The sequence below is a fragment of the Marixanthomonas sp. SCSIO 43207 genome, from assembly GCF_019904255.1.
Classification (GTDB): Bacteria; Bacteroidota; Bacteroidia; order Flavobacteriales; family Flavobacteriaceae; genus Marixanthomonas.
Genome location: NZ_CP063203.1, coordinates 76122 through 102157 on the forward strand (window position 1 = coordinate 76122; position 26036 = coordinate 102157).

At 36.5% G+C, this 26036-nt stretch carries 27 protein-coding genes; 16 read left to right on the forward strand and 11 right to left on the reverse strand.

Features of this window, described 5'->3' with window-relative positions; translation table 11 throughout:
* Nucleotides 1-1311 precede the first annotated feature (1311 nt).
* From INR76_RS00360 to INR76_RS00395, 8 genes are all read left to right on the forward strand, one after another.
* Nucleotides 1312-3180, forward strand: coding sequence for an ABC-F family ATP-binding cassette domain-containing protein (locus INR76_RS00360; RefSeq protein WP_223108628.1), 1869 nt, complete (start codon nt 1312-1314; stop codon nt 3178-3180).
* 680 nt (nt 3181-3860) lie between these two features.
* The gene (locus tag INR76_RS00365) at nt 3861-4634 is read left to right on the forward strand and encodes an O-methyltransferase (protein WP_223108629.1); all 774 of its coding nucleotides are present in this window, start codon (nt 3861-3863) and stop codon (nt 4632-4634) included.
* Nucleotides 4635-4802: 168 nt separating this feature from the next.
* Nucleotides 4803-5504 (forward strand): ABC transporter ATP-binding protein, encoded by a 702-nt coding sequence (locus INR76_RS00370; RefSeq protein WP_223108631.1) that lies wholly within the window; start codon nt 4803-4805, stop codon nt 5502-5504.
* A 545-nt stretch (nt 5505-6049) separates the two neighbouring features.
* The gene (locus INR76_RS00375; RefSeq protein ID WP_223108632.1) at nt 6050-6232 is read left to right on the forward strand and encodes a hypothetical protein; all 183 of its coding nucleotides are present in this window, start codon (nt 6050-6052) and stop codon (nt 6230-6232) included.
* Between the two features lie 21 nt (nt 6233-6253).
* A complete protein-coding gene (locus tag INR76_RS00380; protein ID WP_223108633.1) occupies nt 6254-6826 on the forward strand; it encodes a cob(I)yrinic acid a,c-diamide adenosyltransferase in 573 nt (190 codons plus the stop codon).
* A gap of 139 nt (nt 6827-6965) precedes the next feature.
* Nucleotides 6966-7187, forward strand: coding sequence for a DUF2795 domain-containing protein (locus tag INR76_RS00385; RefSeq protein ID WP_008272287.1), 222 nt, complete (start codon nt 6966-6968; stop codon nt 7185-7187).
* 211 nt (nt 7188-7398) lie between these two features.
* Nucleotides 7399-10758 (forward strand): preprotein translocase subunit SecA, encoded by a 3360-nt coding sequence (gene secA, locus INR76_RS00390; RefSeq protein ID WP_223108634.1) that lies wholly within the window; start codon nt 7399-7401, stop codon nt 10756-10758.
* Between the two features lie 103 nt (nt 10759-10861).
* Entirely contained in the window at nt 10862-11338 is a 477-nt protein-coding gene (locus tag INR76_RS00395) for a DUF4199 domain-containing protein (protein ID WP_223108635.1), read from the forward strand.
* 9 nt (nt 11339-11347) lie between these two features.
* Here INR76_RS00395 and INR76_RS00400 read toward each other — a convergent pair whose 3' ends face one another.
* Nucleotides 11348-11728, reverse strand: a complete 381-nt coding sequence (locus INR76_RS00400) for a hypothetical protein (RefSeq protein WP_223108636.1) — start codon at nt 11726-11728, stop codon at nt 11348-11350.
* Nucleotides 11712-12299 (reverse strand): RNA polymerase sigma factor, encoded by a 588-nt coding sequence (locus tag INR76_RS00405; RefSeq protein WP_223108637.1) that lies wholly within the window; start codon nt 12297-12299, stop codon nt 11712-11714. The genes INR76_RS00400 and INR76_RS00405 overlap by 17 nt, the downstream gene beginning before the upstream one ends.
* Before the next feature lie 139 nt (nt 12300-12438).
* Here INR76_RS00405 and INR76_RS00410 point away from each other — a divergent pair, with 139 nt between their 5' ends.
* Complete coding sequence (locus tag INR76_RS00410; RefSeq protein WP_223108638.1) at nt 12439-12789, forward strand: DUF6249 domain-containing protein; 351 nt, start codon at nt 12439-12441, stop codon at nt 12787-12789.
* Nucleotides 12790-12856: 67 nt separating this feature from the next.
* Here the strand turns inward: INR76_RS00410 and INR76_RS00415 are convergent, their stop codons facing one another.
* The 3 genes from INR76_RS00415 to INR76_RS00425 are packed head-to-tail and all read right to left on the reverse strand — an operon-like array spanning nt 12857 to nt 15393.
* A complete protein-coding gene (locus tag INR76_RS00415) occupies nt 12857-14281 on the reverse strand; it encodes a YggN family protein (RefSeq protein ID WP_223108639.1) in 1425 nt (474 codons plus the stop codon).
* Nucleotides 14259-14864: a hypothetical protein gene (locus INR76_RS00420; RefSeq protein WP_223108640.1), complete on the reverse strand. Its 606-nt coding sequence runs from the start codon at nt 14862-14864 to the stop codon at nt 14259-14261. Before INR76_RS00420 ends, INR76_RS00415 begins: the two co-directional genes overlap by 23 nt.
* Entirely contained in the window at nt 14848-15393 is a 546-nt protein-coding gene (locus INR76_RS00425) for an RNA polymerase sigma factor (protein ID WP_223108641.1), read from the reverse strand. Before INR76_RS00425 ends, INR76_RS00420 begins: the two co-directional genes overlap by 17 nt.
* Nucleotides 15394-15541: 148 nt before the next feature.
* Between INR76_RS00425 and INR76_RS00430 the strand changes: the two genes are divergently transcribed.
* Nucleotides 15542-16108 (forward strand): PA2169 family four-helix-bundle protein, encoded by a 567-nt coding sequence (locus INR76_RS00430; RefSeq protein ID WP_223108642.1) that lies wholly within the window; start codon nt 15542-15544, stop codon nt 16106-16108.
* Between the two features lie 71 nt (nt 16109-16179).
* Here INR76_RS00430 and INR76_RS00435 read toward each other — a convergent pair whose 3' ends face one another.
* Nucleotides 16180-16611, reverse strand: a complete 432-nt coding sequence (locus tag INR76_RS00435; protein WP_223108643.1) for an organic hydroperoxide resistance protein — start codon at nt 16609-16611, stop codon at nt 16180-16182.
* Between the two features lie 91 nt (nt 16612-16702).
* On the opposite strand from INR76_RS00435, the gene meaB reads away from it, so the two are divergent.
* Complete coding sequence (gene meaB, locus INR76_RS00440) at nt 16703-17785, forward strand: methylmalonyl Co-A mutase-associated GTPase MeaB (protein WP_223108644.1); 1083 nt, start codon at nt 16703-16705, stop codon at nt 17783-17785.
* Nucleotides 17786-17789: 4 nt separating this feature from the next.
* Here meaB and INR76_RS00445 read toward each other — a convergent pair whose 3' ends face one another.
* Nucleotides 17790-18734, reverse strand: a complete 945-nt coding sequence (locus tag INR76_RS00445) for an NAD(P)-dependent oxidoreductase (protein WP_223108645.1) — start codon at nt 18732-18734, stop codon at nt 17790-17792.
* 99 nt (nt 18735-18833) lie between these two features.
* Here INR76_RS00445 and INR76_RS00450 point away from each other — a divergent pair, with 99 nt between their 5' ends.
* The 3 genes from INR76_RS00450 to INR76_RS00460 are packed head-to-tail and all read left to right on the forward strand — an operon-like array spanning nt 18834 to nt 21791.
* Nucleotides 18834-19544, forward strand: coding sequence for a glycosyltransferase family 2 protein (locus tag INR76_RS00450; RefSeq protein ID WP_223108647.1), 711 nt, complete (start codon nt 18834-18836; stop codon nt 19542-19544).
* Complete coding sequence (locus INR76_RS00455) at nt 19541-20173, forward strand: lipid-A-disaccharide synthase N-terminal domain-containing protein (protein WP_223108648.1); 633 nt, start codon at nt 19541-19543, stop codon at nt 20171-20173. Before INR76_RS00450 ends, INR76_RS00455 begins: the two co-directional genes overlap by 4 nt.
* Nucleotides 20163-21791, forward strand: a complete 1629-nt coding sequence (locus tag INR76_RS00460; protein WP_255592720.1) for a glycosyltransferase family 39 protein — start codon at nt 20163-20165, stop codon at nt 21789-21791. Before INR76_RS00455 ends, INR76_RS00460 begins: the two co-directional genes overlap by 11 nt.
* 3 nt (nt 21792-21794) lie before the next feature.
* Here INR76_RS00460 and INR76_RS00465 read toward each other — a convergent pair whose 3' ends face one another.
* From INR76_RS00465 to INR76_RS00475, 3 genes are read right to left on the reverse strand one after another with little or no spacing between them, the layout of a single operon-like run.
* On the reverse strand, nt 21795-22373 hold the full coding sequence (locus tag INR76_RS00465) for a phosphatase PAP2 family protein (RefSeq protein WP_223108649.1): 579 nt from the start codon (nt 22371-22373) through the stop codon (nt 21795-21797).
* Complete coding sequence (locus INR76_RS00470; protein ID WP_223108650.1) at nt 22366-22596, reverse strand: hypothetical protein; 231 nt, start codon at nt 22594-22596, stop codon at nt 22366-22368. Before INR76_RS00470 ends, INR76_RS00465 begins: the two co-directional genes overlap by 8 nt.
* A gap of 18 nt (nt 22597-22614) precedes the next feature.
* Complete coding sequence (locus tag INR76_RS00475) at nt 22615-24003, reverse strand: MATE family efflux transporter (protein ID WP_223109931.1); 1389 nt, start codon at nt 24001-24003, stop codon at nt 22615-22617.
* Between the two features lie 72 nt (nt 24004-24075).
* Here INR76_RS00475 and INR76_RS00480 point away from each other — a divergent pair, with 72 nt between their 5' ends.
* Together INR76_RS00480 and INR76_RS00485 are read left to right on the forward strand one after the other, a co-directional pair.
* Nucleotides 24076-24531, forward strand: coding sequence for a DUF1801 domain-containing protein (locus INR76_RS00480; protein WP_223108651.1), 456 nt, complete (start codon nt 24076-24078; stop codon nt 24529-24531).
* A 29-nt stretch (nt 24532-24560) separates the two neighbouring features.
* Entirely contained in the window at nt 24561-25325 is a 765-nt protein-coding gene (locus tag INR76_RS00485; protein ID WP_370632437.1) for a DUF1853 family protein, read from the forward strand.
* On the opposite strand, the gene INR76_RS00490 is transcribed toward INR76_RS00485, so the two are convergent.
* Nucleotides 25326-26036 carry a YqjF family protein gene (locus INR76_RS00490; protein WP_223108653.1) on the reverse strand — a complete coding sequence of 237 codons (711 nt, stop codon included), beginning with the start codon at nt 26034-26036 and terminating at the stop codon, nt 25326-25328.

The following is a 26036-nucleotide window of genomic DNA, read 5'->3' on the forward strand; positions in this document are numbered from 1 at the left end:
TCTCGATACAATGTAGCTATCCGTACCGGCTACCTACATCACTCGAACTGACGGGGGTTGGTTATTAATATGTTAGCTGTACACCCTTAAGGTCCTACTTCGATAAACTCAGCACAGGCTCTTAAGGAGGCAATCAGTAGTGAAAATAACACTAAAACGTCTGGTCGAGTGAATTTAAAAACGCGACAGCAGGCTTTAAATTTGTATCGAGACCTGTTTGATATATTCGTTCTCGATACATTTTCCGGTTCCGCTATTGCTCCACCAAAAAACACTCGAACTGACGGAGGGGTTAGTTACTCATTGATAAATAGAACACCCCTAAAGTCCCCTCAAAGGGACAATTAGTAGTGAAAATAAATCCAATCGTCTGGTCGAGTGGATTTAAAGACGCAACAGCAGGCTTTAAATTTGTATCGAGACCTGTTTGATACATTCGTTCTCGATATATTTTTCGGTTCCGCTATTGCTCCACCAAAAAACACTCGAACTGACGGAGGTTGGTTATTTATTAATAAGTAACGCTGTAATCTAAACTCAATACAGCTATCGGTCAGTTCGAGTGAATTGCAAACGCCCTAGTGTTTGTAATTTGTATCGAGAACCCAGTATATTTATTCACTAACGGTGGGGTTAGTTACTCATTGATAAAGAAAACACCCCTAAAGTCCTACTTCGATAAACTCAGCACAGGCTCTTAAGGGGACAATCAGTAGTGAAAATAAATCTAACGTCTGGTCGAGTGAATTTAAAGACGCGACAGCAGGCTTTAAATTTGTATCGAGACCTTTTCAACACACTCGTTCTCGATACATTTTATTGAAGTCTTGCAGACTTCACTAAAACACTCGAACTGACGGTGGTTGGTTATTTATTAATAAGTAACGCTGTAATCTAAACTCAATACAGTTATCGGTCAGTTAGAGTGAATTGCAAACGCCCTAGTGTTTGTAATTTGTATCGAGAACCCAGTATATTTACTCACTGACGGTGGGGTTGGTTACTCATTGATAAAGAAAACACCCCTAAAGTCCTACTTCGATAAACTCAGCACAGGCTCTCAAGGGGGCAATCCGTAGTAAAAAACCATTAAAGCGTCTGGTCGAGTGAATTTAAAGACGCGACAGCAGGCTTTAAATTTGTATCGAGACCTGTTTGATACATTCGTTCTCGATACATTTTTCGGTTCCGCTATTGCTTCACCAAAAAACACTCGAACTGACAATCGATACTTCACCAACTAAAAAAGAAAAATCATCAAACATGAAAGCATCTTATTAAAATCTCTTTATTTTGTATAAAAACAAATTTGTGAATTACCTTTCAGTAGAAAATATATCAAAATCATATGGGGAGCGGGTGCTTTTTACCAATCTCTCTTTTGGTATCAATCAGGGACAAAAAATAGGTTTTGTTGCTAAAAATGGAACCGGAAAAACTTCGTTGCTTAACATTCTATCAGGTGATGATGTTCCCGATACAGGCGATGTTGTGTACCGCAAAAACTTAAAAGTGTCATTCTTATCTCAAGAACCTAACCTGGACCCCCAACGCACTATTGAAGAAAGTATATTAGCTTCAGATAATCCTATTTTAAAAACTATTGCCACTTATGAGCGTGCTTTGGAAAATCCTGAAGACACCGAAACATATCAAGCTGCATTTGATGCTATGGATGCTCAGCATGCTTGGGATTTTGAAACCAAATACAAGCAAATTTTATCTAAGTTAAAACTGGATAACCTAAATCAAAAAGTTGCTTCCCTCAGTGGCGGACAAAAAAAGCGCCTGGCACTTGCCATTGCTTTGCTTACCAATCCAGACTTATTGGTCATGGATGAACCAACCAACCATCTAGACCTGGATATGATTGAATGGCTTGAAGATTTATTTGCTAAAGAAAACTTTACGCTATTTATGGTCACACACGACCGTTACTTTTTAGAACGTGTTTGCAATGAAATTATCGAGCTTGACGAAGGTAATTTGTATAGCTACAAAGGAAATTATAGTTATTATCTAGAAAAACGTGATGCCCGAATAGAAAACCAAGCTACCGAAACTGAAAAAGCCAAACAGCTTTATAAAAAAGAACTAGACTGGATGCGGCGGCAACCCAAAGCCCGAACTACCAAAAGCAAGTCACGTATTGAAGATTTTCACGAGATTAAAGCTCGTGCCGGAAAACGCCGTAACGAACACGAAGTACAACTAGAACTTAATATGGAGCGCCTTGGGACTAAAATTGTAGAGCTTCATAACATTTCAAAATCATATGATGAGAAAGAACTGTTTACCAATTTTGAATACAACTTTATACGAGGTGAGCGTATTGGTATTATTGGTAAGAACGGAACCGGAAAATCTACTTTTTTAAATATTCTTACCGGGTCGCAAAAGCCCGATACCGGTAAAGTGGTTATCGGGGAGACCGTGAAGTTTGGCTATTACACTCAAAAAGGAATTAAAATTAAACCCGGCCAAAAAGTTATTGATGTTATTAGAGAGTTTGGAGAGTATATACCTTTAAAAAAAGGACGGCAAATCTCAGCACAGCAACTTTTGGAGCGCTTTCTTTTTGACCGCAAAAAGCAATACGACTACGTTGAAAAACTAAGTGGAGGCGAACGTAAACGTTTGTATTTATGCACTGTATTAATTAAAAACCCTAATTTTTTAATTCTGGATGAGCCCACTAATGATTTGGATATTGTCACACTCAATGTCTTAGAAAGTTTTTTATTAGATTTTCCAGGCTGTTTGATTGTTGTATCCCACGATCGCTATTTTATGGATAAGATTGTGGATCATCTATTTGTTTTTAAAGGAAAAGGCACCATAGAAGATTTCCCCGGAAATTATAGTGATTATCGTGTATACGAAAACAGCAAACCCAAACTAGAAACTAAAACAGCCACAGAAGAATCGTCTAAAACCGATTGGAAAAAAGACACTACCAAAGCTAAGTTAAGCTATCAAGAACAAAAAGAACATCGAAATCTAGAAAAAGAAATTGCCAAGCTAGAGAAGGAAAAAGAAGCCTTGCAAAATAAATTTGCTACTGAAAATTGGGGTGGAGAAGAAATAGACAAACAATCTTTGAAGCTACAAGAAATCATTGATGCAATTGAAGAAAAGGAGATGCGCTGGTTTGAGTTGTCAGAAAAACAAGAAGGCTAAGAATCACTCTTTCGAATGCTTCAAAATAGGGTTTCTATTTACTCTACTGAAAACACTTCTAAAGACCTACTTCGATAAACTCAGCACAGGCTCTTAAGGGGACAATCAGTAGTGAAAATAACACTAAAACGTCTGGTCGAGTGAATTTAAAGACGCGACAGCAGGCTTTAAATTTGTATCGAGACCTGTTCAATTCATTCGTTCTCGATACATTTTTCAGTTCCGCTATTGCTTCACCAAAAAACACTCGAACTGACCAGTGGTTTGTTAAAATTACATTGGGGTTCTACACCTCTAAAGTCCCCTCAAAGGGACAATCAGTAGTGAAAATAAATCCAATCGTCTGGTCGAGTGGATTTAAAGACGCGGCAGCAGGCTTTAAAATTGTATCGAGACCTGTTCAATACATTCGTTCTCGATACATTTTAGTGAAGTCTTGCAGACTTCAAAAAACACTCGAACTGACAGTGGTTTGTTAAAATTACATTTAGGGCTCTACACCCTAAAGTCCCCTCAAGGGGACATAAAAAAACATTCCCCCCTTGAGGGGGGCTACGGGGGGGTGTTCATTCATAATCAAACAATACGTACACGCTTAAAAAATAGAAACACAAAAAGGGTTACTTTACAATTGTATACATTTGTTTTAAATTTTGTGTATTGATTGCAGTCACCAACTCATGAAACACCAGCTACAATACTATCTTTCTTTTTTATTGCGGTCTACCAATGCGCATGGCGTGCACTCTCCTTTTGTGTATCAACTGCTTACAGCGTGTTTTTATGATAAATCTTCACATAAGGCCTACCAACTTTTAAAGCAACATAGAAACGATTTACGAAAAGACAGTTCAGCAATTGAAGTGACAGACTTTGGAGCAGGATCTCGTGTTTTTACTTCCCATACCAGAACTGTTTCAGCTATTGCAAAACACGCCGGTATTTCCGTGAAGCGACAGCAGTTGCTTTATAGACTGGTGCGTTATTTTAATTCTACAACAATTTTAGAACTGGGCACTTCAGTAGGTATGAGCACAGCAGCAATGGCATTGGGTAACCCGAAAGCTATACTACAAACCGTTGAAGGCTGTAGCAACACACTTGCTATTGCCAAAAAGTATTTTTCAGCGTACAAGCTAACCAACATACAGCCTTATGCCATGACCTTTGAGGCATTTTTTGAAAAGCAACCATTGCACACGTATGATTTGGTTTTTATTGACGGAAATCACAATAAAGAGCGTACGCTTCAGTATTTTGAAACACTGTTACCTTTCCTTCATAATGACTCAGTAGTGTTATTTGATGATATTTATTGGAGTAAAGAGATGACCGAAGCCTGGCGAGAAGTATACCAGAGCAAGCACGTAACCGTAAGCATTGACACCTTTCAATGGGGATTGGTTTTTTTCAGAAAAGAACAGCCTAAGCAGCATTTTTGCATTCGTTTGTAACATCTACCCTACCTTTGCGTCTTATTGGAGATGTGGGTTGTGAGAATTGGAATGTGGAAGATACCCTACATCTATGTACTTGCAACATTCAGAAATGAATCACACATAACAAGTAGATACAGTAAATACTTTTATATTTATCATTCAGAAATTTATAGGAATTAACATATGGGTTCAGTAATAAAAATTCGAGGTATTAAACGCGATTTCCCACTGGGACAAGAAATTGTAAAAGTGCTCAAAGGAATTGACCTTGATATTGACAAAGGTGAATACGTAGCACTAATGGGACCTTCCGGTTCGGGTAAATCTACGTTAATGAATTTATTAGGCTGCTTAGACACTCCTACAGCAGGGACTTATGAACTCAACGGCATTGATGTAAGCAATTTGAGCGATGACGAATTAGCCGAAATACGAAACAAAGAAATTGGATTTGTATTTCAAACCTTTAACCTATTACCTAGAACTACTGCGCTTGACAACGTAGCCTTACCTATGGTGTATGCCGGCGCTTCAAAGTCTGCTCGTGCCGAGCGTGCTGCTGAAGTTTTAACCGATGTAGGATTGGCAGACCGTATGGACCATAAACCCAACCAACTTTCTGGAGGGCAACGCCAGCGTGTAGCTGTGGGTAGAGCGCTTGTGAATAAACCCTCTATCATACTAGCCGATGAACCTACGGGAAATTTAGATTCTAAAACTTCGGTTGAGATTATGAATCTTTTTGACGCTATACATCAAGCCGGGAATACGGTTATTTTGGTAACTCACGAAGAAGACATAGCAGAACACGCACATAGAATCATTCGCTTGCGCGATGGTATGATTGAAAGTGACGTTAAGAAAGAAGTAGTGAGTAGTGAGTAGTGATAAAAGTAATTACTTTTTAAGCAACAAAAATAAACCTATTGTCAGGTCGAGTGCTTGCAAGGAACGCAGCGAGTGTATCGAGACCAACAGACTAATGGACACTTCATACTGAATTTGTGTTTCCGAAGGAGGGCACGACCACTTGTCATTCCGAAGGAGAGTACGACTGAGGAATCTTTTTATTGCCTGTTCCAATATTGAATTATTAGATAGCTGAAATATGGGAGGTGAGATTCTTCACTTCGCTACGCTGCATTCAGAATGACAATCCCTTTGTCATTCCGAAGGAGGCACGACTGAGGAATCTTTTGTTTTTTGTTCCAATATTGAATTATAGATAGTTGAAATATGGGAGGTGAGATTCTTCACTTCGCTACGCTGCATTCAGAATGACAATCCTCTTTGTCATTCCAAAGGAGGAACGACTGAGGAATCCCGCTGTTCTATTCGCTTTAATCTATACTCTCCATTCTATATTCTAGTATCTATTTTTACTTTATTTTCTTTGGAATTTGCCCCTTGCCTCTGTATCTTCACATTTTATGGAAACATCTTTTTTTTCAAACCCAATTGTACTGGTAGTTGGTGGTTTTGCACTACTACTTTTATTATATTATTGGAACAAACGAAACACCAATACCCTTCGAAAAAGACGTCGGCGTAATTTTAGAGACGATTATTTTGAAAAAAAGAAACGTAAAAGCACCCCTGACAATAACGACTAACTTTTTTGTTCACGTAAACCTATGAAAATATATACCAAAACCGGTGATAAAGGCACCACAGCATTATTTGGCGGTACACGCGTTCCTAAATATCACATCCGGATTGATAGTTACGGAACCGTAGACGAACTGAATGCCTACATTGGTCTTATAAGAGATCAAGATATTGATAGCCATTCAAAAGAATTGTTGATACACATTCAAGACCGTCTGTTTACCCTTGGCGCTATGTTGGCCACCGATCCTGAAAAAGCACAACTAAAAAGTGGAAAAGAACGACTCAACATTCCCAAAGTTACAGAAGAAGATATAGAGCGATTGGAGACTGAAATAGACACTATGAATGACAGCCTAGAACCTATGACACACTTTATATTGCCGGGTGGTCACACAACTGTGTCATATTGTCACATAGCCCGCTGTGTATGCCGTAGAGCAGAACGCTTAGCTACCCTCTTACACCGTGAAGAGCCGGTTGATGAACGTGTTTTAAAATATTTAAACCGCCTTTCTGACTATCTATTTGTACTGGCACGAAAATTGACTTATGACCTGCAAGCTGAGGAAGTTAAATGGATTCCTGAAAAATTATAAGGGATTCTCAAAAAAATTAATATATTATAAATCAGCGATTTAAAAACGTTCTTTAAAATATAGCATAAATAATTGCGATTTTTCTTGACTTTTTAATCGAAAAAATTATTTTTGCAAAAATTATAAAACACAAAGTGCTATGTATTGGACTTTAGAATTAGCATCTTATTTAAGTGATGCACCTTGGCCGGCAACCAAAGACGAATTAATAGATTACGCCATTAGAACAGGAGCACCACTAGAAGTAGTGGAAAATCTGCAAGCAATTGAAGATGAAGGCGACTCATATGATTCTATTGAAGAAATTTGGCCGGACTATCCTACAGATGAAGATTATCTGTGGAATGAAGACGAATATTAATAACAGCATATCAATGCTACGTTATAACAACATAACTGAAATACTAATTAAAAAGTCTCTATAACACCATAGAGACTTTTTTTTTGCTTCACCAAAAAAAACATGCATTATAAAGTGCTAGGTATAGCTTGGCAACTTTATTTTTTGCATTTTTGGCAAGCGTTTTACGGCTTTCCCGCCCAGACGCTTAGAGCATAAAACAAATAAACCCATGGGAATATTAGACAATATTTTAAAAGTCTTTGTTGGAGACAAGTCCAAGAAAGACATTAGTGACATTCAACCGTATGTAGATAAGGTAAAAGAACACGAGAGTGCATTGGCCGGTTTAACACTAGATGAATTACGAGCAAAATCAGATTTCTTCAGAAATAAGATAAAAGAAGATCAAAAAGAAATTCAGGCGCAAATCGATCAATTGAGAAAAGATGCCGAAGCCGAAGAAGATATTGACAAGAAAGAAGAAATTTACAACCAAATAGATGCCTTAAAAGATGAGCGCTATGAGGTTGAAAAAAAGACCTTGGACGAATTGCTACCCGAAGCTTTTGCGGTAGTAAAAGAAACAGCCAAGCGCTTTAAAGAAAATAAAACCCTTACCGTTACCGCCTCAGCTTTTGACCGTGAACTATCAGCTACAAAAGACTATGTAACCCTAGAAGACGATAAAGCTACCTGGAATAACTCTTGGGATGCTGCCGGGAAAGAAGTAACCTGGGATATGGTACACTATGACGTCCAGCTTATTGGTGGTGTTGCCATGCACCAAGGAAAGGTTGCCGAGATGCAAACAGGTGAAGGTAAAACCTTAGTAGCGACCCTACCCGTGTATTTAAATGCTTTGGCAGGAAACGGAGTACATTTGGTAACCGTAAACGACTACCTTGCCAAACGTGATAGCGCTTGGATGGCTCCTATTTTTGAATTTCACGGCTTGAGTGTAGACTGTATAGACTACCATCGCCCCAATAGTGAAGAGCGTAGAAAAGCATACAACGCAGATATTACCTACGGAACCAATAACGAATTTGGATTTGATTACCTACGGGATAATATGGCGCACGACCCAAAAGATTTGGTACAGCGTCCACACCATTACGCCATTGTCGATGAGGTAGACTCTGTATTGATTGATGATGCACGTACACCTTTAATTATTTCAGGACCTGTGCCTGAAGGCGACCGTCACGAGTTTAATGAGCTAAAACCTAAAGTACAAGACATTGTTAACGTACAACGTAAGTACTTAACAGGCGTACTGGCGGAAGCAAAAAAGCTTATCAAAGAAGGCGACACCAAAGAAGGTGGTTTTCAATTGTTGCGAGTGTATCGCGGGCTTCCGAAAACCAAAGCTTTAATTAAGTTTTTATCTGAAGATGGGGTACGTCAAATTCTTCAGAAAACTGAAAACTATTACATGCAGGATAACAACCGTGAAATGCCGAAGGTTGATAAGGAACTGTACTTTGTAATTGATGAAAAAAACAACCAAATAGAATTAACCGATAAAGGAGTAGAATATCTTTCGGGTGATGACAATCCAGATTTCTTTGTTATGCCAGAGATGGGAACTGAGATTGCCAAGATTGAAAGCAAAGAACTTCCTACAGAAGAAGAAGCCGAATTAAAAGAAGAACTATTCCGAGACTTTGGTATTAAAAGTGAGCGCATTCATACCTTAAACCAGCTGCTAAAAGCTTATGCTTTGTTTGAAAAAGACACACAATATGTTGTGATGGAAAACAAAGTGATGATTGTAGATGAGCAAACCGGTCGTATTATGGACGGTCGTCGCTACAGTGATGGTTTACACCAAGCTATTGAGGCTAAGGAAAATGTAAAAATTGAAGCTGCTACACAAACTTTTGCAACTATTACGCTTCAAAATTACTTCCGTATGTACCGTAAGTTATCGGGTATGACGGGTACAGCTGTTACCGAAGCCGGCGAACTTTGGGAAATCTACAAGCTAGACGTGGTAGAGATTCCTACCAATCGTCCTATTGCACGTCACGACCGTGAGGACAAAATTTATAAAACTAAGCGTGAAAAATACAATGCGGTAATTGATGAAGTAACCGAATTATCAAAAGCCGGACGCCCGGTGCTTATTGGTACTACTTCGGTAGAAATTTCAGAATTGCTAGGCCGTATGTTGAGTATTAGAAACATTCAACATAATGTATTGAACGCAAAACTTCATAAGAAAGAGGCAGATATCGTTGCCGAAGCCGGTAAAAGTGGTATGGTAACCATTGCAACCAATATGGCCGGACGTGGTACAGATATTAAATTAAGTGCCGAAGTAAAAGAAGCGGGCGGACTAGCCATTATAGGTACAGAACGTCACGATAGCCGCCGTGTTGACAGACAGTTGCGTGGACGTAGTGGACGACAGGGAGATCCGGGTAGTTCGCAGTTTTACGTTTCGCTAGAAGATAACTTGATGCGCCTTTTTGGTAGTGAACGTATTGCCAAAATGATGGACCGTATGGGACTGGAAGAAGGGGAAGTAATTCAGCATTCCATGATTTCAAAATCTATAGAGCGTGCACAGAAAAAAGTTGAGGAGAATAACTTCGGAATAAGAAAACGCTTGCTAGAATATGATGATGTGATGAATGCACAGCGTGAAGTAGTTTACAAGCGTAGGTATCACGCCTTATTTGGAGAGCGTTTGCGAGTAGACATTGCCAATATGATTTTTGAAACTTCTGAAGCTATTTCAGAAAGTAATAAATTGGCACAAGATTACAAGAATTTTGAGTTTGAATTGATACGCTATTTCTCGATGAGCGCTCCCGTTTCAGAGCAAGAGTTTGAAAAAATGAGCGCATTAGATATAGCAGCTAAGGTATATAAAAGCGCCTATACGCATTACCAAGAAAAAATGCTTCGCAATGCAGAAATGGCTTATCCGGTGATTAAAAATGTATATGAAAATCACAAAGATCAATACAAGCGTATTTTGGTGCCTTTTACAGACGGTGTAAAAACTATAAATGTTGCTACCGATCTTGAAAAAGCATATGATACTGAAGGTAAACAATTGGTACAAGACTTTGAGAAAAATATCACGCTTGCCATTATTGATGATTCTTGGAAAACACACCTGCGTAAAATGGATGAGCTAAAACAATCAGTTCAACTAGCAGTTCACGAGCAAAAAGATCCTTTATTAATCTACAAGTTTGAAGCTTTTGAACTATTTAAAGTAATGATTGATAAGGTAAATAGAGAGGTGATTTCATTCTTATTTAAAGGAGAGTTACCACAAGAAAACCAAGAACAGATACGAGAAGCTAGACAAACTCGTAAAAAAGAAAAGCTAAGCGAAGAAAAAGAAGAGATACCAAATATGGATGAGCGCGCTGCCCAATCACGAGCAGCCGGCAATACACAATCGCAACAGCAACAGGTAACAGAAACGATTGTGAGAGAACGTCCTAAGATTGGTCGTAATGAAAAAGTAACCATTAAGAATGTAATGAACGGTGAAAGTAAAACGATGAAGTATAAGCAAGCCATTCCTTTATTAGACAAAGGTGAATGGGTGTTAACCGAAGACTAATCAGACTAACACGTTAACCGTTTTTAAAAACGTAAAGGAACCTTGAAAGAACTATTTTCAAGGTTCCTTTTTTAGTATCTTTAACCTGCAAAAAACCAACAGCATGAAAAAAATTGTCATCGAGATTAAATGGGCATGTATTTTTACTATTACCATGCTATCGTGGATGTTGCTTGAAAAAACCCTAGGCTGGCACGAAGAACAAATTGCAAACCATTGGTGGCTTACGTTGCTTTTTTCTCCTTTTGCTATTTTTATTTATCTATTGGCTATTCGCGAAAAAAGAAGACGAGTATATGATAAAAAAATGACTTGGCTTCAGGGTTTTATCTCCGGTGTGATCATCAGTGTTTTTGTAGCATTATTGTCTCCTGCAGCACAATACATTACACACAATTATATTACTCCTGAGTATTTTAAAAATGTAATTGAATACTCTGTAACCAATGATTTAATGACTCGAACCAAAGCAAACGCCTACTTCAACATTACCAATTATATGTGGCAATCTGCTTTTGGTGCTTTGGGTTTTGGGGTGATAACTTCTGTGGTTGTTGCCTTTTTTACCCGAAAAAAGTAGGACAGTTTCTTATTTTATAAATCGTTTTAAAAACGGTATTTCTACTAAAAATAGCGCTGTAAAAATTATTCCGTATAACATACTATTTGAAACTTTAAAAGTAGGAAATGTATAGGATAAAGAAATTCTATCTATATGAGCATATTTTTGCAGAACCGATACACCTTCAAAAGGGACTAAAATAAGAATACATATAACCACAAACGTTAAAGCCGCAAGAGCTCGCCAAGCTTTGGCAGATATAAGCGGAACATACTCCGGCATAGGCACAGACCGTCTTTGAATGGCGCTCATTACGTTTTTTGAAAAAGCGCCGGAAGGCTGTTCCAATCCGGCTTCATTGATTAGTTGTTTAATCAATTGGTTTTCGTCTTTATATTGCTTTTCCATTGGTGTTTGTTATTTCGGGTGTTATGTATTCTTGTAATAAGGTATGTAGTTTCTTTCTACTTCGGAATAGTTTAATTTTAATAGTACCCTCTGTACGCTTTGTAATACTAGCTATTTCTTTAACAGATAATTCTTCAAAATAATAAAAAGTAACTATTGCCGCATCCTCTTCAGGAAGTTGTTCTATACACTTTTTTATAATTGTACTGCGTTCCTCGTGTTCTATTTGAGTTAACGCATTTTCAGTTTCTTTCAGATTAAAATGAGACATATCTGGAACGCTATCGAGTGTTCTTAGCCTTTTATTTTTTTTAATTCTATCCAACGCTTTTCGATACGCAATGCTATATAACCAACTAGAAAATTTTGCTTCACCTCTGTAAGTAGCCAATGCTTCAAATGCTTTTACAAACGTGTCTTGTGCAACTTCTTCGGCTTCTTCTTTATTTTTTAGAATACGTATGGTAATGGTATACACAAACTGCTGATACTTTATTACCAAATTTTCAAATGCACGGGTATTGCCCCGCAAGGTTTGCGATATGTAAAAATGGTCGTTAGCGTCTTTCATCTAGGTATAGGACGCACAGTTATTTGTCTTGGTTACACTTTTTGTCAAAAAAAAAGATTGAAAATAGTGTAACCTAAATTTTAATTGCAGCGTCTTACTAGAAAACGAACAGTTAATCAATTAAAAAATCAAAATTATTATGGGATCTGAAGTTATTATTATACCAATTATTTTTGGCGTTATTTTCGGGATTTATTACTTGTATATTTCGGCTAGAAATCGAGAGCGACTGGCATTAATTGAGAAAGGTGCCGAGGCGTCTATCTTTTACAGTAAAAACAAATGGGTTACCCCTATATGGAAAGTAATTGTAATTAACCTGGCACTATTGCTTATGGGAATTGGTATCGGGATTTTTGTAGCGGCTATGTTGCACTACAACTTGGGAGTAGATGAAGAAGTTGCGTATCCCGGAACTATCTTTTTATTGGCTGGAATTGGTCTTTTTTGTGGGTTTTATTTTACTAAAAAACTTAATAAAGACGCGTAAATTTTCTAGTTTGTTTGGTTAAAAAAACCATTTGTGGCTTTCTTACAGAATAGCTGCAAATGGTTTTTTATTGAATTTTTACGTTACTGTAATTAGCATTTACCGTTACATTTTTAGTTGCTTGGTTACTTTTATAAAACCCTCTTGCCAATACACGGTTATAATTTTTGGTTCTATTTAACTGAAGCGACTTAGGATATTGTAAGGTTGATTTTTTTCCGTTGAAATAAAATGAAAAAGCAACGTCTGGCATGTGTAAAACTGCATCGGTATTTTCTAATAAAACATCAATGTTTTTAAATCCGTTTGATACGTTTGTTACTTTTAAATTTCCGAAAGAACCGGCTAGAATGGCTTCTTCTTCAACATTACCTATTAAAACATCACTTGAGTTGGCCTGCAAGTTTATTGCTTTTACATCTGCGATGTTGCAGTTTTCTACAAATTTAAGGTAGAGTGTACCATTATTCCAGTTATTGACTACTACCGGAGCGTAAGAAGCATTGATGAGGGTTTCTCCCCCATCAATACTATTTGCCGTGAATGGCGAATGATTTAATGTAGCTTTTACGTTTACGGCATCTGCCATTTGGATTTTTCCGTGACGAACGTCAATTTCGGTTTTGGCTCCTTTAGGCATTTTTATTTTTATGGTTTTGGTGCCTTTAAGACTTTTATGGCCTTTTGTGTTTTTGCTTCCTTGTATGATAATTGTTTTATTTCCGTTAGGACTTGTAATTACTTGTTTAGAATAATTGCCATCGTCTCCATATTTTGCTTCCATTTCTTTTTCAAATCGAGCGCCCCATGCTTCCATACGTTTTCCGAAGGATTCACCCCAGTCTTCCATTTTATGTTCCCAAACTGCGGCTATACTATCTCCTTTTTCTTCGTTGTATTGTTCTGCAAATTCTTCACCCCATTTTTCCATTTTTACTTCAAAGTCTTTACCAAACTTTTTATCCATTTGGGCTTCAAACTTTTTCATATAACCGTCTTTATCTTTCATAAACTCTTCATAATCAAAGTCTATATTACCAATATCACGCATGAGATCATCTGGAAGGTTTGGAATTTTCATATTACTAATCATAGGAACAATCATTTCTTCCATCATAGGTCCTAAAAAGTCTAGTCCTTCTATTGACGGCATGCCATTTGAAGGCGCCATAGAAATCCAGTTAGGGCCATTTCCGCCTTTTGAGCTTATAACTACTTTGTTACTGTTGCCTAAAACGGTAAAATCCCAGTTGTCAAATAAGTCTTGTTTTTCAGCTTCGGATAGTTTTTCACCATCAATATAAGCTTCAACTTCTACTTTGTCTCTATTCCACGTTTCAAACACAATGTTGGTATGTGTGGTGTTTACTGAGACGGTAACATCATCATCTACATTAAAAGTTTCTTTATATTCTTTTTGAGCTTGTGATATTGTTGTAAAAAGCAGTATTGCGGTTGCAACGGCTGTTTTAAATAATAGCTGTAGTTTCATCTTTTTGATTTTTTAGTTCTTTTAATTTGTTTTTAAGTTTGAACAGCAATTCCAAACGTAATTGCAAATTATCAATCAATGCGCCGATGGTGGCTTCAGTAGGGCCTATTTCATTTAAGTCTAGTGTAAGGCGCTGGTATTCTTTATCCAGTTCACTCAACTGTTGCATATACCCATCAACGAGTTCTTTATTATCATCTTTAATTTTTAATGATGCCAATTGTACGTTTATACCGGTGAGGTAATAGTCTTCTACTTTTTGTAAATCTGGTGATAAATCACCCAATGTAATTTTGGCAACATTTTGATTGGTGTTTTGTGTCTGTTTAGGTACTTCAACAACGTCTACCGGTGTATTGGTTTTTGATAACTGCTCGTACCCAAAAAACCCAATAGATAAAAATACGATGGCAATTGCTGCCACTTTTAACCACATAAATTTAATAGCCGGTTGGTTTTGTTTGGGCTTTGAAGCGCCAAACGCTTGATCTAATCGGGCTTCAAAACGAGCCTGATGGCCTTGTGGAGGTGTGGTAGCCTCTTCTGGCGTATTTTCAAACATTTTTCTAATATCCTGTGCCATATTGCAAATGTTTTAAGTGTTTCTGTAATTGTATTTTTCCGCGGTGCAAATTGGTTCTAGATGCGCTTTCTGAAATATCTAAGATGCTAGCTATTTCTTGATGGTCATATCCTTCCAATAAATAAAGTTGCACGACAATTTTATGGTTATCGTTTAAAGAAGCAATGGCTTCTTTTACTTCTTCAATGGTTGTTTGATCCGGCACACTCCATTCATTAGTATCTTCAACTATGTGCAGGGTTTCTTCTTCAATGGATTGTACTTCTAGTTTTTTAGCTTTAATCGCGTCTAAACAGGTATTGATAACAATCCTTTTTAACCAAGCGCCAAAGGTGACGTCCCCTTTAAACTGCTCGAGTTTTTGAAACGCTTTTATAAACGCTTCTTGCATAGCGTCTTCTGCCGCTGCTGCATCTCGCATATACCGTTTTGCTACAATAAACATCCCATCGCAATATTGTTTATACAGAGCTAACTGTGCTTTGCGATTGTTTTGCTTACATTGCTCAACAAGTAATGAATTGGACAAGTTTGATGGTTTTTTTGGTTGCTGTTCAGTTTAAAGACGAGCCATTTATGTAAGTGTTGCAAATCTTAACATATTTTAGCTTAAAATAAGTATAATTTTAAATGTTTAACTAGTTCTTTTATACTAACTTTGATATAAATCACTGTATATGAAGAATAAATACGCAGACTTTAATAAATTAAATCGTTTGTTGGTTGCTAGTTTTGAAGCTGAGAAATTGTATTACAATGCAGCTCAAGATGCACAAACAACCCCTTTAAAACGGTTTTTAAATTATATGGCTACCGAACGTAATAGAATGAGCCATGATATTTCTAATGAATTACACTCTCGTGGAATTGAACCTCTTAAAGAAGATTCAGAAAAAGGAAACATTGACCGCACTTGGCAAGAAATAAAGGAAGCGTTAGAGAAGTTTAATGCTACCGTTATTCTTAACCAATGTATTGGCAGAGATGCAAATAATATTAAACGATACGACGAACTTATAGAACGCAAAGAATTACCTGAGGGTATTTTATCATTATTGGCTAAGCAAAAAAAACAGTTACAGTGGTATATGAAGCAAGCCGAACAACATAAAGAAACTCACTTCGCAGCCGAACCCCAAAAAACTGCCGAATCAACAAACAAAGAAGAAGATTCAAAAAAAAACAACGATAAAGACGACGATAGCGATACAAGTGGCCGAATAATCCCTTTACGAGCCATATAAATTTTGGTCAAATCATAAAAAAAAGCTTTCTTAAAAAAGAAAGCTTTTTTTATTCTTATTAAAATCGAATATTATTCATCCAACATTAAATTAAGCGTAACTGTGATATTATCACGTGTCGCTCTAGAAAATGGACAAACCTCGTGTGCTTTATTTACCAAATCTTCACCGGTTTTTACATCTACGCCCGGAATATAACAATCTAGTGTGGCTTCTAATTGTAGATTGCCTTTATCGGTTTTACCAATACCTATGGTTGCTGTTACGGTAATATCTTCTGCTTTTACATCAACGTTCTTTTTTTGAGCTACCAATTCTATAGCGCTACCAAAACATGCTGCATAAGCACTACCAAAAAGTTGTTCCGGATTGGTTCCATCACCTCCTTCTCCACCCATAGATTTGGGTACAGATAGGTTTAAATCTATAGGGCCGTCTTCAGTTTTAACGTGTCCTTTTCTTGCTCCTTTAGCTATTGATGTAGCTTCATATAATGTTTTCATTTTTAACTTTTTTTATTTAATAATAATCAATATACTATGGATTCATCGCTTTTTAAAACCGATATTCATAAAATTGTCATAAATTTCGGCCGTGGCAAAAACGCACAAACATACCCAAGCCCTTTCAGAAAAAGATGGTGTTGATCAACCCACTCGGTTAAATCCGAATGCGGCACAGCGTCTTAAAAAAAATAAAGCTAAAACTCCATCAACCGAAACCATTATCAATGGACTACTATCGGGTAATAAAACGCATTTAAGCCAAGCTCTAACTCGTATAGAAAGTACCGCAGAAAAACACCAACAACAAGCCAGACAAATTATTGAAGCCTGTTTACCTCACGCCAATCAATCGATACGAATAGGCGTTACAGGTGTACCCGGAGTGGGTAAAAGTACGTTTATAGAACAATTTGGAAAATTGCTCACATCAAAAAATAACAACATAGCTGTTTTAACAGTAGACCCCAGTAGTTCATTAAGCAAAGGCAGTATTTTGGGTGATAAAACTCGAATGGAAGAATTGGTTAAAGACCCCAATGCATTTATTAGACCTTCGGCAAGTGGTGATTCTTTGGGCGGCGTAGCACAAAAAACGAGAGAGGCGGTTATTTTATGTGAAGCTGCAGGATATAATATCATTATTATTGAAACAGTAGGTGTAGGTCAAAGCGAAACAGCTGTTCACTCGATGACCGATTTTTTTCTGCTGTTAAAGTTAGCCGGAGCTGGTGATGAGCTACAGGGTATTAAACGAGGTATTATGGAAATGGCAGATGCTATTGTAATCAACAAAGCCGATGGTGAAAATAGTAGAGCAGCCCGATTAGCCAAAACCGAGTTTAACAGAGCTTTGCACCTCTATCCTCAAAAGGAGAGCGGTTGGAAACCCAAAACACTTACGTGTTCGGCATTAAATAATGAAGGCATTGATACCGTTTGGGAACTTATTGAAAACTATATTTCTGAAACTAAAGAGAACGGATATTTTCAACACAAACGTACTGAACAAAATAAATTCTGGTTATTACAAACTATAGAAAACAGTTTGAAGCGCGAGTTTTATACAAATTCTATTGTTAAAAAAGAGCTTGACAATCAATTGAAACTTCTAGAAGCAAATAAAACAACCCCTTTTGAAGCAGCTACCTATCTGTTGAGTTTAAGAAAGTAGGTTACTACTTAATAAAATTTTCTTCAAACCAAGCAATTTGAGCCTTGAGTCCTTCTTTTAACGTTGTAGTAGGATTGTATCCTAATAATTTTCTGGCTTTATCAATATTAGCTTTTGTTCTTGATTGGTCACCAGCTCGCGGAGGTTTTGCTGAAACTTTTATAGTAGTATTCAATAATGTTTCTACCGTTTCAATTCCTGTAGCGGTTGTGCTTTCTTCTTCAGTACCCAAATTAAAGATCTCACCATTTACAATGGTTTCTTTATCAAGAACACTTACAATACCATCTACTATATCTTGCACATAGGTAAAACTGCGCAGGTGCTTCTCACTGCCGTTATACAATGGAAACGGCTTGTTGTTAAGTCCGCAATCAATTAAACGTGTGTAAAGCTTATCTGGACGCTCACGTGGCCCATATACCGAATACAAACGTAAAGAAGTAGCTTGCAATTTACCTTCACGAGATTTTGCCAGTACCAATTGTTCTGCAGCCAATTTGGTCACACCATACCAAGAAGCCGGTTTGGGTGCAACATCTTCAGGAAAAGTAGCTTCCAGTCCGTAAATTGAAGAAGTACCAATATTTACCAAAAAAGGTGTTTTTTCACACTGAAGTGCAAAATCTAATAGGTTTTTTGTCGCTAAAATATTATTAGAAAAATAATCTTCAAATGTCGAAGTATTTGAAATTCCCGGATGTGCTGAAAAATGAAATATAATATCAATAGCTTCGGGTAGGGCTTTTTGTAAATCATCTGTTCGTAAATCAACGCGCAAGACCTCGATTCCTTTTTCTGAAAGGGCTTTTGCGTTTAGCTCTTTTAACTCAATATTGTAATAGGGAGAGAAATTATCAATCCCAATTACTTGATGTCCCATTTCAGCCAATCGTTCTGCTGTGTGTGAACCAATAAAACCTGCTGCGCCGGTTACTAATATCTTCATATGATTCATTTTCCGCATACAAAGTAACAGCTTTTTTTATGTTTCTGAATTATTCATTAAAAAAGAAATACTTTTGCACAGACAAACTAAAAATTTTCTATGTACGAATTTACCATCATTGTCCCGGTATACAACGAAGAAGAAAACCTAGAACGTGTTGAAAAAGAGCTTCTAGCCTACACCAAGATTGCAGTTAAAAAAACTTCTGTACTATTGGTTAACGATGGCTCATCAGATAACAGCCAAGCATTGATAGAAGCCATTTGTAAACGTAATGAAGCATTCAATTATATTTCTTTTGTAGAAAACCGAGGATTAAGTGCCGCTATTAAAGCCGGTTTTGATTATGTAGAAACACCATTATTAGGGTACATAGATTCAGATTTACAAACAGCTCCTGAAGATTTTAATTTACTACTCAAACATATTGACAGCTATGATTTGGTAACCGGCGTACGAGCCGATAGAAAAGATACATTTATCAAAAATATGTCTTCCAAAATTGCCAATGGAATACGTAGAACATTCACCCACGATGGTATGGATGATACCGGTTGTCCTTTAAAAGTTATTAAGAGCGATTATGCTAAGCGAATTCCTATGTTTAAAGGGTTGCATCGCTTTTTACCGGCAATGATATTGTTGCAAAACGGAAAAATTATTCAAATTCCTGTTCAACATTTTCCGCGTATGGCAGGCACCGCAAAATTTGGCGTATGGAATCGATTAATAGGCCCTTTAATGGATTGCTTTGCTTATCTATGGATGAAAAAAAAGTATATTAACTACCAAGTAAAAAGCAAAGGATGAGCGATTGGCTTATTTATGGTATAGGCTTTTTGGCACAACTCTTATTTTCCGGAAGGCTATTGGTACAATGGATTCTTTCTGAACGAAGCAGACGGGTTGTTACACCTTCTCTTTTTTGGAAATTAAGTTTATTGGCTTCTTTTTTATTGTTTGTGTATGGTTATTTACGTGACGACTTTGCTATTATGCTGGGGCAATCATTAACATATTTTATATACATTAGAAATTTGCATTTGCAAGGTCAATGGCAAAAATCGCCTAAGTGGTTTCAATTGTTTTTATTGGCATTTCCTATTTTTATTGTGGTTTATGCGTATAATAATGGCGAATATGATATTGATCAATTATTTAATAACGAAAATATCCCGCTGTGGTTGTTGCTATTGGGTATCTTTTCACAGTTACTATTTACCCTACGCTTTATTTATCAATGGTTGTATTCTGAAAAAACAAAAACCTCACAATTACCGGTAGGTTTCTGGAGAATGAGTGTTCTGGGAGCTTCTTTAATAGTAACCTATGCCATTTTCAGAAAAGATCCGGTATTGTTTGTTGGTCATATTGCAGGGTTAATTATTTATGTAAGAAATATATTCATTTGGAAAAAAGAACAGCGCATTGAAAGTTGAACGAATTCATATTATACTCCTTATTCTGGTTTGCTTTGTTATTTTCTTTGTAAACCTAGACGCCATTTTTGTTAACATAATGGAGGCACGTAACTTTACAACCGCGCGTGAAATGTTACACGACGGCAATTGGTTGCTCACTACATTAAATGGAGAACCTCGCTATCAAAAACCTCCCTTACCTACTTGGTTAACTGCAATTTCAGGAGCTGTTTTTGGACTAAAAAATATTTGGGCGCTTCGGTTACCGGCTGCTTTGATTACGGTGATGCTGGTAGTATTCAATTATAAACTTGCTTTTAAATTAACTAAAAACAGAGCTTATGCTTTTATAGGGTCGCTTATTTTAGCCACTTCATTTTACATCATATTTTCCGGAAGAAACGGCCAGTGGGATATATTCACACACGGTTTTATGATGGTTTGTATCTATCAGCTCGTTCTCTTTTTTACATCTGAAGAAAAAAAATATACCCATAGCCTTTTAGCTGCTTTGTTTTTTGGTTTCTCTTTTATGAGCAAAGGTCCTGTGTCACTATACGCCTTGTTACTACCATTTTTAATTGCATTTGGTATTGTCTATAAATACAGAAACATACGATCTCGTATTTTTCCGTTAGTTCTTTTTTTAATCACCGCTCTGTTGGTGTCTGGTTGGTGGCATTGGTACACCTATACTTTTGACACACAAGATGTGCTTAAAATAACTCAAAAAGAAACTTCAAACTGGACAAGCTATAACGTACGGCCCTTTTATTATTATTGGAGCTTCTTTACTCAAAGTGGGGTTTGGACAATCCCTGCGTTTGTAGGGTTATTATATCCATATTTAAAAAATAGAGTTTTTAATAAAAAAGCCTATTTATTTACTTTTTTATGGACTATGCTCTCTGTGGTTTTACTATCAATCATTCCTGAAAAAAAATCACGGTATTTACTACCTGTTTTAATTCCATTAGCTTTAAATACCGGTTTTTATATTGAATATTTGTTTAGAAAATTTTCTGAAATCACAGATAAAAGAGAAACAATACCTGTGTATTTTAATTTTGGATTGATTGCTTGTATAGGAATTGTATTTCCTATTGGCGGTTACATTTTTTTAGGTGCTGAAGCACTTTCAGGACATTGGGTATGGTATGTATTGTTATCCATTGCACTTGTAAGTATTGGAATATTGATGTTCAAAAAGTTAATTCAGAAAAAAATTAAATCTGTTTTTTATTTAACAATCGCTTTCATTGCTTCTATTATTTGTTTTGGGATGCCGCTAGCTAAAACGCTAACCATCAATCCTGAATATAAGAGCTTGGCAGAGTTGAATGACTGGCAAGAAAAAACGCAAATTCCTGTTTATGAACTTACCTATTTTACCCCTGAAATGATTTGGGAATATGGAAAACCAATAGAGGTATTACAAAAAGATACAGGGTTAAAAATTCCTGAGGAGCAGGTGTTTGGCATTCTTGTAGCAGAGACTGATAAAGATTTATTTCAGAAAAAATTTAAGGAGTTTACCGTTGAAAAAGTGACTCGATATGATATGAACCCTAACGGACCGGACAGTAAATCGCACCGTAGTAGGCTCTATCGAGATTTATATTTGATTAAAAAGTAAATTTTAAACGGCGCTATCTTTTAAAAATCGTCTTTGTGCCCAAATTTGAAATTTATAAAAACCCCATCCTAATAAACCACCAATAAGCATCCCGGTGATAATATCTAATGGATAATGAACACCAAGATAAATACGACTATACGCAACCACAGCTGACCAAAACAATAACAAAAACGGAAGATAGACATACCACTTTTTAAGTGATAACCCTAAGAAAACAGCAGCAGCCATTGAGCTCGCGGCGTGGGCTGAAAAATATCCGTATCGTCCGCATCGTTCAGCTACGTATCGCATAGTCTCGCGTAAACTTTCTACTTGACAAGGTCGCGGACGCTTGATCCCATGTTTAAATAAATTTGATAATTGATCGGTAGCCGTAATCATTAAAGCTACACTCACAAAAATAATGAGTGTACCTTTTAATCCGTAGTGTTTATAGATTAAATAAAGTAAAACTGCATATATAGGGATAGAAGACCATTTTTCGGTCACAATACGCCAAAAACCATCCCAGGAGGTGTTCCCAAGTTTATTCAAAAACAGAAATAACTCTGTGTCATATTTTACTAGTTCTTCAATCATCCTCGTAGCGGGCTACCTCACGATCGTAAAATTCGGTCGCTTCTTTAATGTAGTTTTCAGTTTCTGTTTCCAATTCTTTTTGATCGTGGTTATCAAATTCTTCAAGCCATTCTACTTCATCATCTTCAAGGTTGATAATAAACCTCGGAAATTCAGTATGAATAACAAAAATTGAAGTAGGATAATCTGTGTTATCGCCTAAAATGTATTTTGGTAAATTCATAATTTCTATATTTTAAAACTACGCTTGCACTTCAACGCTGCCAGTTATTAACTTTTTTGAAAGGTAATTAAATCTAATGAACAACAAGATTGCAGATGCTGTAAGGCCAGCCAATAACCCAAACCATATTCCAGCGCTTCCGTAGTCTGTATACAAACTTAAATAATATGAAATAGGAAAACCAATTAACCAATACGCTATAAATGTGATAAGTGTAGGTATTTTAACATCTTGCATCCCTCGCAACGCACCTAAAGCAACAACTTGTACTGTGTCTGAAATTTGAAAAACAGCTGCAATAAGCAATAATTTTGCTGCAATAGAAACCACCTCATAGTTATCGGCAAACTCTGCCATATTATCATAATCTAAATATAATTTTGGTAACGCTGTATTAAATATCATAAAGAAGATTGCAAATACAACAGCTAGTAAGGTTGACAGTAAAAAAATAGAGAAAGTAATCCTTCTTAGTTCTAAAAACCGCTTTAGTCCCTTTTGATTTCCTACACGTATCATTGCGGCAACGCTAAAGCCGGTAGCCACCATAAAAGTCATTGAAGAAAGGTTTAAGGCTATTTGATTGGCTGCTTGCGGATTTTTTCCTAAAATTCCTGAAAGCCATATTGCTGAAGTAAAAATTGCTACTTCAAAAAACATTTGCATGGCTGATAGTACACCTAGATTCCACACCTTTTTTAGCATTGCTTTGGAAAGTGTGAAAAACTTGATATTTAATACAAAGTCACGTGATTTATAGTGTTGTGATAATATATACCATAAATAACCAACCATAATTACTCGAGAAGCCAACGTACCAATGGCTGCTCCAACAACACCTAGTTCTGGCATACCCAACTTTCCGAAGATAAAAATATAGTTTAAAATCACATTAACAACATTGGCAACTACAGTAGCATACATAGGGTATCGCGTCATAGACAACCCATCACTAAACTGTTTAAACGCCTGAAAAATGATTAAGGGTATGATAGAAATAGCTACTAAGTTTAAATATGGCATTGCCAAATCAACCACTTCTTCAGGTTGGTTCATTATATACATAAGTGGCTTGGCTAGCAGAAGTATTAAAAACAAAAAAACAGCCAAAACTGTACATAAAAACAGACCGTGTTTGAAAGAAGATTTTCCGGTTTCAAAATTATTTTCACCATCGGCTTCAGCAACCAAAGGTGTTATGGCAGTAGAAAAACCTATACCCAAAGACATGGCGACAAACATAAAACTATTACCCAATGAAACAGCTGCCAACTCTGCTGTTCCCAATTGGCCAACCATAATATTATCAACCAATGCCACAACGGTGTGTCCCAGCATACCCAATATTACAGGTGTAGCTAGTTTGATGTTGTATTTAAATTCTTTGGTATAGTCGCGTAACACGATGAAAAATTTTTGGCAAAGGTAGTAAACCCAATCAGACTAAATTTGGTATATTTCAGTAAAAATTTAAAACCTATGCAGTCAAAGGCAAAAACACCTCAACAATATATTAATGAACTTCCTGAAGACCGTAAAGAAATTATGGCAACTTTCAGAAATGTGATTTTAGACAACCTACCGGAGGGTTTTGAGGAGCAAATGACTTATGGTATGTTGGGCTATGTGGTGCCGCATTCTCGCTATCCAGATGGCTATCACTGTGACCCAAAACAGCCACTACCTTTTATAAGCTTGGCATCGCAAAAAAACCATATTGCTTTATATCATTCCGGAATTTATAGTGATACCGAATTACTGAATTGGTTTAAAAATGAATGGCCCAAGTACACTACAAATAAACTTGATATGGGTAAAAGCTGTATTCGGTTTAAAAACCCCAAGAAAATTCCTTTTGAATTAATGGGAGAATTAACTCGCAAAATGACCGTTGATCAATGGATTGAGCGGTATGAAAGTGCCATAAAAAATTAACTATCATTCCGTCTTTTTTATCCTATTTTATAAAAGCTCCGGCACTTACTTTTTATTCAGAAGAAGATACGCTTTCCTTTTCTGAAGAACAGGTAGATACAGGCTTTCAATTTCCCTCACAATTGATGTTGGGTAAACAAGCAGAAGCCATGTTTGAGTATATATTGAAACAATCTAAACGATATAAACTACTAGCCGCAAATGTTCAAATTCAAGGTACGCAAGAAACCCTAGGCGAGTTGGATTACCTTATTTTTGATACCATCACAAATAACACCCTGCACATTGAACTAGCCTGTAAGTTTTACCTTTTTGATGATGGCTTAGGACCTACTTTTGAATCTAAATGGATTGGCCCCAACCGGAAAGACACCTTGCAAGAAAAATTGGATAAAGTAAAAAAGAAGCAATTTCCCTTGTTGTATACTCCTGAAAGTTTAGAAACATTGAAGCATATACAAATTGACTTTGCAGCCATTAAACAACAACTGTATATTAAATCTTTTCTATTTGTTCCAAAAGATTTCAGAAAAGAACAACTTGCAAAACGGTATCAAGATGGTATAGTAGGAACTTACATTTCATTTTCAGAATTTAGTACTGAAGAAACAAGTGCTTTGTACGCCATACCCGATAAAAAGGAATGGTTATTACCACCAGAACAAATTACAAACTGGGTATCTTTTTCTGAAGCAAAGCAAACAATCGAAAAGTTAATTGATACTAAAAGAGCTCCTTTAGTTTATAAGAAACAGAAAAACACACTAGATCTTTTTTTTGTGATATGGTGGTAATTATACTATTGTATTTTTGCTTTCAATAGTAATTGGAGAGCCTTCTGCCAGCATTAATGATGTAGGCTTGACTGAATTTAAAAAAGCAAAATCAGCCCCATAATTTAGACCAAAATCTACTTGAATATCATGCTTTGTTACTTTATAAATATCCCATTGCGGGTGGGTAACTTGATATTCTGTAGTCTTTGTTTTGCTTTGTTTACCGTAACCCCAGTAATGTTCAGTTATAAATTCATCTTTTGAATTTGGTTGTAAAGAATGAGCTCTTGTTTCGGTTTCTAGTTTAAAAAATTGTTTTTTATTTTTTTGAGTCCAGTGATACTCTGTTAGTAGTTTGTCATCTTTTGTTTGCCAAACATGATGCATTTTTTGAGTTTCGTACCGCTCATTATATATAGTATTTGCAATAAAAGTTACTGCAGGTTTGGGAACTATTTCTTTTACAAAAACGACCCCTCGTTTCCAGCCGGTCTCAGATTTATAGCGAACATAAAAACGTAAATTAACTTCTTCAAAGTTTACATGATACGGCACTTTTACACCCAACAGCTTTACATTTTTAAACATAAACCCAACCAGACTTGCGTAGTATGTACCGTTAAAAGAGTCTAGCTCGGTATGAGCAGGCAGGTATTTTTGTAACACCCTTGGTGAAACTTCATAATTGGCAAATGCCAATCGTCTCCATTCTGCAGTTAAAAAACTCAT

Coding starts and splice junctions, on each gene's coding strand:
- INR76_RS00365 (WP_223108629.1), top strand. CDS start 3,861: ATGAAACACCAGCTACAATACTATCTTTCTTTTTTATTGCGGTCTACC.
- INR76_RS00370 (WP_223108631.1), top strand. CDS start 4,803: ATGGGTTCAGTAATAAAAATTCGAGGTATTAAACGCGATTTCCCACTG.
- INR76_RS00375 (WP_223108632.1), top strand. CDS start 6,050: ATGGAAACATCTTTTTTTTCAAACCCAATTGTACTGGTAGTTGGTGGT.
- INR76_RS00380 (WP_223108633.1), top strand. CDS start 6,254: ATGAAAATATATACCAAAACCGGTGATAAAGGCACCACAGCATTATTT.
- INR76_RS00385 (WP_008272287.1), top strand. CDS start 6,966: ATGTATTGGACTTTAGAATTAGCATCTTATTTAAGTGATGCACCTTGG.
- secA (WP_223108634.1), top strand. CDS start 7,399: ATGGGAATATTAGACAATATTTTAAAAGTCTTTGTTGGAGACAAGTCC.
- INR76_RS00395 (WP_223108635.1), top strand. CDS start 10,862: ATGAAAAAAATTGTCATCGAGATTAAATGGGCATGTATTTTTACTATT.
- INR76_RS00400 (WP_223108636.1), bottom strand. CDS start 11,728: ATGGAAAAGCAATATAAAGACGAAAACCAATTGATTAAACAACTAATC.
- INR76_RS00405 (WP_223108637.1), bottom strand. CDS start 12,299: ATGAAAGACGCTAACGACCATTTTTACATATCGCAAACCTTGCGGGGC.
- INR76_RS00410 (WP_223108638.1), top strand. CDS start 12,439: ATGGGATCTGAAGTTATTATTATACCAATTATTTTTGGCGTTATTTTC.
- INR76_RS00415 (WP_223108639.1), bottom strand. CDS start 14,281: ATGAAACTACAGCTATTATTTAAAACAGCCGTTGCAACCGCAATACTG.
- INR76_RS00420 (WP_223108640.1), bottom strand. CDS start 14,864: ATGGCACAGGATATTAGAAAAATGTTTGAAAATACGCCAGAAGAGGCT.
- INR76_RS00430 (WP_223108642.1), top strand. CDS start 15,542: ATGAAGAATAAATACGCAGACTTTAATAAATTAAATCGTTTGTTGGTT.
- INR76_RS00435 (WP_223108643.1), bottom strand. CDS start 16,611: ATGAAAACATTATATGAAGCTACATCAATAGCTAAAGGAGCAAGAAAA.
- INR76_RS00445 (WP_223108645.1), bottom strand. CDS start 18,734: ATGAAGATATTAGTAACCGGCGCAGCAGGTTTTATTGGTTCACACACA.
- INR76_RS00450 (WP_223108647.1), top strand. CDS start 18,834: ATGTACGAATTTACCATCATTGTCCCGGTATACAACGAAGAAGAAAAC.
- INR76_RS00455 (WP_223108648.1), top strand. CDS start 19,541: ATGAGCGATTGGCTTATTTATGGTATAGGCTTTTTGGCACAACTCTTA.
- INR76_RS00465 (WP_223108649.1), bottom strand. CDS start 22,373: ATGATTGAAGAACTAGTAAAATATGACACAGAGTTATTTCTGTTTTTG.
- INR76_RS00470 (WP_223108650.1), bottom strand. CDS start 22,596: ATGAATTTACCAAAATACATTTTAGGCGATAACACAGATTATCCTACT.
- INR76_RS00480 (WP_223108651.1), top strand. CDS start 24,076: ATGCAGTCAAAGGCAAAAACACCTCAACAATATATTAATGAACTTCCT.
- INR76_RS00490 (WP_223108653.1), bottom strand. CDS start 26,036: ATGAGTTTTTTAACTGCAGAATGGAGACGATTGGCATTTGCCAATTAT.